This is a genomic window from Peribacillus sp., assembly GCF_059453735.1.
This window is the reverse complement of record NZ_JAZVJO010000158.1, coordinates 1-4,255: the sequence shown is the minus strand read 5'-3', so window position 1 is coordinate 4,255 and position 4,255 is coordinate 1. Positions and strand designations below refer to the sequence as shown.

7 protein-coding genes are annotated in these 4,255 nt (G+C 37.7%); 5 read left to right on the top strand and 2 right to left on the bottom strand.

What is annotated here, in order from left to right:
* Window positions 1–67: 67 nt before the first annotated feature.
* Genes AC52RT_RS05455 through AC52RT_RS05445 form a run of 3 tightly spaced genes read left to right on the top strand, consistent with a single transcriptional unit; the run spans window position 68 to window position 1,607 of the window.
* A complete protein-coding gene (locus AC52RT_RS05455; RefSeq protein WP_495539815.1) occupies window positions 68–616 on the top strand; it encodes a GNAT family N-acetyltransferase in 549 nt (182 codons plus the stop codon).
* Window positions 576–1,091 (top strand): GNAT family N-acetyltransferase, encoded by a 516-nt coding sequence (locus AC52RT_RS05450; protein ID WP_495539814.1) that lies wholly within the window; start codon window positions 576–578, stop codon window positions 1,089–1,091. Before AC52RT_RS05455 ends, AC52RT_RS05450 begins: the two co-directional genes overlap by 41 nt.
* A 12-nt stretch (window positions 1,092–1,103) precedes the next feature.
* Window positions 1,104–1,607: a DUF6141 family protein gene (locus tag AC52RT_RS05445; protein ID WP_495539813.1), complete on the top strand. Its 504-nt coding sequence runs from the start codon at window positions 1,104–1,106 to the stop codon at window positions 1,605–1,607.
* 58 nt (window positions 1,608–1,665) lie between these two features.
* On the opposite strand, the gene AC52RT_RS05440 is transcribed toward AC52RT_RS05445, so the two are convergent.
* The gene (locus tag AC52RT_RS05440; RefSeq protein WP_495539812.1) at window positions 1,666–2,232 is read right to left on the bottom strand and encodes a competence protein ComK; all 567 of its coding nucleotides are present in this window, start codon (window positions 2,230–2,232) and stop codon (window positions 1,666–1,668) included.
* A 413-nt stretch (window positions 2,233–2,645) separates the two neighbouring features.
* On the opposite strand from AC52RT_RS05440, the gene AC52RT_RS05435 reads away from it, so the two are divergent.
* Complete coding sequence (locus tag AC52RT_RS05435) at window positions 2,646–3,218, top strand: undecaprenyl-diphosphatase (RefSeq protein ID WP_495539811.1); 573 nt, start codon at window positions 2,646–2,648, stop codon at window positions 3,216–3,218.
* A 39-nt stretch (window positions 3,219–3,257) separates the two neighbouring features.
* Here the strand turns inward: AC52RT_RS05435 and AC52RT_RS05430 are convergent, their stop codons facing one another.
* The gene (locus AC52RT_RS05430; RefSeq protein ID WP_495539816.1) at window positions 3,258–3,770 is read right to left on the bottom strand and encodes a DUF3231 family protein; all 513 of its coding nucleotides are present in this window, start codon (window positions 3,768–3,770) and stop codon (window positions 3,258–3,260) included.
* 180 nt (window positions 3,771–3,950) lie between these two features.
* Here AC52RT_RS05430 and AC52RT_RS05425 point away from each other — a divergent pair, with 180 nt between their 5' ends.
* The gene (locus tag AC52RT_RS05425; RefSeq protein WP_495539810.1) at window positions 3,951–4,112 is read left to right on the top strand and encodes a hypothetical protein; all 162 of its coding nucleotides are present in this window, start codon (window positions 3,951–3,953) and stop codon (window positions 4,110–4,112) included.
* The last annotated feature ends 143 nt before the right edge of the window (window positions 4,113–4,255 follow it).

The window sequence follows — 4,255 nt, the reverse complement described above, 5'->3', positions numbered from 1 at the left end:
TGAACAAAATAGCTAAAAAATGGTAAAATTATGGTATAAACTTCAGGAAGGGAGTCGATCACATAGAATGATTATTATTGAAACAAAACGATTAATTCTAACACCTTTTATGATGGATGATTTATCCTCTCTTCACTCCATTTTTTCTGATGCTGAAACCATGACCTATTATCCAGCACCCTTTAGTTTGGAACAAACGAAAAGCTGGATTAAACGTAATCTAGAAAGATATCAAGTAGATGGGTTTGGATTATGGGGAGTCGTTTTGAAAGAAAATAATCAATTAATCGGTGATTGTGGTCTGGTTAAACAAACCGTCGCTGGCAAAAACGAAGTGGAAATCGGCTATCATATAAACAAAAGCGATTGGTCTAAAGGATATGCAACAGAAGCGGCGAAGAGCTGCATGGAATATGGGTTTCACACTTTAGGCTTAAATAAGCTAATTAGTATTATTGATCCAAAAAATCATCCATCCATTCGAGTGGCAGAGAAAATTGGTTTTACGAAAGAACAGGACCTTTTTATATTTAATAAAATTCATTCAATCTATTCAGACGATCGGAGTTCAATTAATGGACATCAAAACAAAAAGATTATGGATACGAACCTTTGAAGCGACCGACTGGAATGCTGTTTATGCCTATACTTCTAATCATGACGTAATGGCGTATATCCCTGAAGGACAGTTCAGTGAAGAAGATGCAAAAGAGTTTGTTCATCAAAACAGTGGTGTTCATGCTGAAAACTTTCCTGTTCTATTACTAGAAGAAAATATCCTCATTGGGCATATGGTCTTTCACCGGTATTTTGGTGAACATACCTATGAAATAGGCTGGGTGTTTAATCCTGTCTTTCATAAACGAGGATATGCTTCTGAAGCGGCACAAGCTATTTTAGATTTTGGATTTGGAGAAATGAAGGTCCATCGGATTATCGCTACCTGCCAGCCTCAGAATACTCCCTCCTATCGGGTTATGGAGAAGATTGGGATGAGGCGAGAAGGTTATTTTAAACAGTGTATCCCGAATGGAAACGACTGGTGGGATGAGTATTATTACGCTATATTGAACGAAGAATGGAAGAGCTAATCGGAGGAGATTATGTTGAACAAAAATACCCTATTTCGCGAAGTTCAGCGGCTGCCCTATTTTTGGTTTGTTAATTTTTGTGCGTTATGTTTAGCAAGTGTTTTTTGGTGGGGATTTATTCAACAAATAATTTATGGTCATCCATTTGGAGATAAACCTATGCCGGATTGGCTGTTTGTTCTCTTTGTACTGGTAATGGGCATTCTCTTTCCTATTGCCGTATATAAGTCGAAATTGATAACGGAGATTCGTGAAGATGGTTTATATATCCGCTTAATTCCTTTTCATATTCGTTTTATCCATTTTCCAATCGATTACATACGGAATGTAAAAACAATAACGTATAATCCCCTTCTACGTTTTGGCGGTTATGGCATTCGTTATAATTTTCACGGAGAGCGTGCATATAATTTACGCGGCAAAGAAGGCGTTGAATTCTACGCTGAAGGAAAAACCATTGTTATCGGCTCACAAAAGCCAGATGAACTTGAAAGAGTACTTAAATCGGTTATATAAAGATGTTTGAAAACAACAGGTTGTCTTAGAATCATTCGACAGCCTGTTGTTTGTTTAATTAATTTTTCTTTACTGGATCTTCTAGTCGGTATATTTTCGTCTCCGTTTCAGTTGTTTCGATGATGTCGCAGTTTGGGTCAAACAAGAAATTCATCTGCCTGCTCCGAGTAGTGATTGCCCGTAAATGGACTCTAGCAGCGATTCCCATTCGATCTTCGACTTGTGCAACACTTAAAGGAATCAAGATCTTATAGCCATAGCTGGTTGAAATAAACGTCTCTTTTGCGGTTAATTTACAATGCTCACGAATGTGATTGTTCACAATCCAAATCGTTTCTTTTTTGGTTGGTCCTCCGAATGGAACTAAGATTAAAATCATTTCAGCATTGAGCACAATGGGAATATGATATTTTGGGCCCACGATGGATTTCGCACCATTGACTGCACCTGGCCGATTGGAAAAGTAGTAGGCTAAGCTGTCATCAATAACCTGTGAAACGGTTTTACGGACTAAAAAAATTTGCTCCCCCTGCCGGACTTTCGTCATTTCGTAAGCGCTTTCATTATAAACCGTTTCAAGACTAATTGTTTCATGAAAAATGATATATTTCGTTTTAATTATCATTTTAGCTTATCCTCCAGTTTCAAATTATAAGTATTGGGGGTATACTGATAATAGCATCGGTATACACCGGATGCTCTCCTCTCAGGCTATTAGTCATCCCAGACGCCGCCTGAGGGGTTCGTTTTTTCTCTCACATCCTACTCACCTCCCCGTCATGTGCAACCGTATATCTTGGAATAATTATACAAAAACAAAGTGCCATTTGTCCTGATTAATTTACAAAAAATTCTAATAATTCACATCTTTCTTTCGACATTTCCTGTCGTTTATTGACGACAAAACAAATATCCCTGCCATATACTGGTTGAGGGTTATTTTTTATTCCTGTTTTGGAATTTTAGTATCAAAATGTATGGTATACTCACGTCATTTTATGCCCCCATATCCAACGAATACATATAGGAGGAAGATTCTTGTCAGTTAATTCTATACTTTTTCAAACCATTAATGATTTAGGAAAGGATTTTCCCTTCATTAATCCTTTATTTATTTTTCTAGCAGAGTATATGCTATATTTTCTTGCACTTTTTTTATTAATTTTTTGGTTCACACGGATTTACCATAATCGTTTGATGGTGATACAAGCTCTTCTTGCCCTTATTCTCGCTGAAATTTTCGGAAAAATGGTTAGTACCCTACATAGCAACTATCAACCCTTTGTGGAAATGAAGGACGTTAACTTATTAATCGTCAAAGAAGTCAATAATTCTTTCCCTAGTGATCACACGATCGTGTTTTTCTCTATCTGTGTATCCATTGCACTCATGCGCAAGAATCAATGGTTTATCTGGCTGCCACTTGCAGGACTCGTGGGCCTTTCACGAATTTGGGTAGGTGTTCATTATCCTGCCGATGTAGCCGTCGGAGCCATACTTGCCACTCTTGCTGCCTTGATCATGTACCGGATTACTCCCCACTTGCGTCTAATCCGTCTATCGCTTGAGAAGTACAGCCAAATGGAGAACAAAGTTTTTCGAAATCAATAAATAACAGGCACATGCATCTGCATGTGCCTGTTTCTATTCTTATTCTTTAACCGGTCTGTGTACATGAAGTGGAGGTGGAATCAGCCAACCATTTTCCTTATTTAACTTCAATAATTTTGCTCCTAATTGAGCCTTATCCATGTGAAACTGCCCATACATCATGGCAATGTCTTCCCGAATGCACTGTCCCATTACTTGGCTGCAGGCTACTAAGCCAGCAGCTGCATCCATTGATAGAGCTGCACTGATTTCTTGATCAGTGAATCTCGCTCCAACTGGAATGTCTTCTAGTTTAGCAACTGGACGTTCAGGCGGCGCAGGAGGAAGAGCAACACCATTTGCTTTTAGTAATTCTTCAAGCTTTTTGTTTTCAGCTTTCATTCCTTCAATAGCTTCCTGGATTAATTTCTTAAGATGCTCATCACCAGCATGATTAAAGAAAGCTTGGTAAGCAGCTATTAGCCCGTTGTTCGTAATAAGGTTTGTCCACGTACCAAATACTTCACCATAATGCATCGGTTCATCTTGAGGGTTCCCGCTTAAAATTCCCATAATCGCGCTCCTTATCTGATTTAAAGTCATGATTCTACTCCTTAAAGGACAATCGAATACAAAGACTAGTATGTGTTGAACGGAAGAAAATATTCATCAAGCGTTTTCTCATAACGAATGATTAATCAGTAAATAAATTGCAGATAATAGGGTAATAAGCTCGCATAAGAGGTGACAGAAATGTTTAGTACCAGGAAAAAATCAAATAACAGCAAGAAATCTCCTACCGAATTAACTAAGGATGACACCACAAAAGATTTATTTAGTACCCTTTCTGCATCTAGTGATTATCAAGAAACGAATAATGATGCAGTCTATTGGGTTTCTTTATATCCTCTTTAATTGATACACAGGAACATCATAAAAGTGTTTTATCTATCTTACCCACCCTAAAAACAATTAATTTGGAGAAAATCAAAGAAAATCTTCCGATCGAAAATATGCACATCACCAGTACCCCGAAAGAAATTAAAGAGCGGATTATG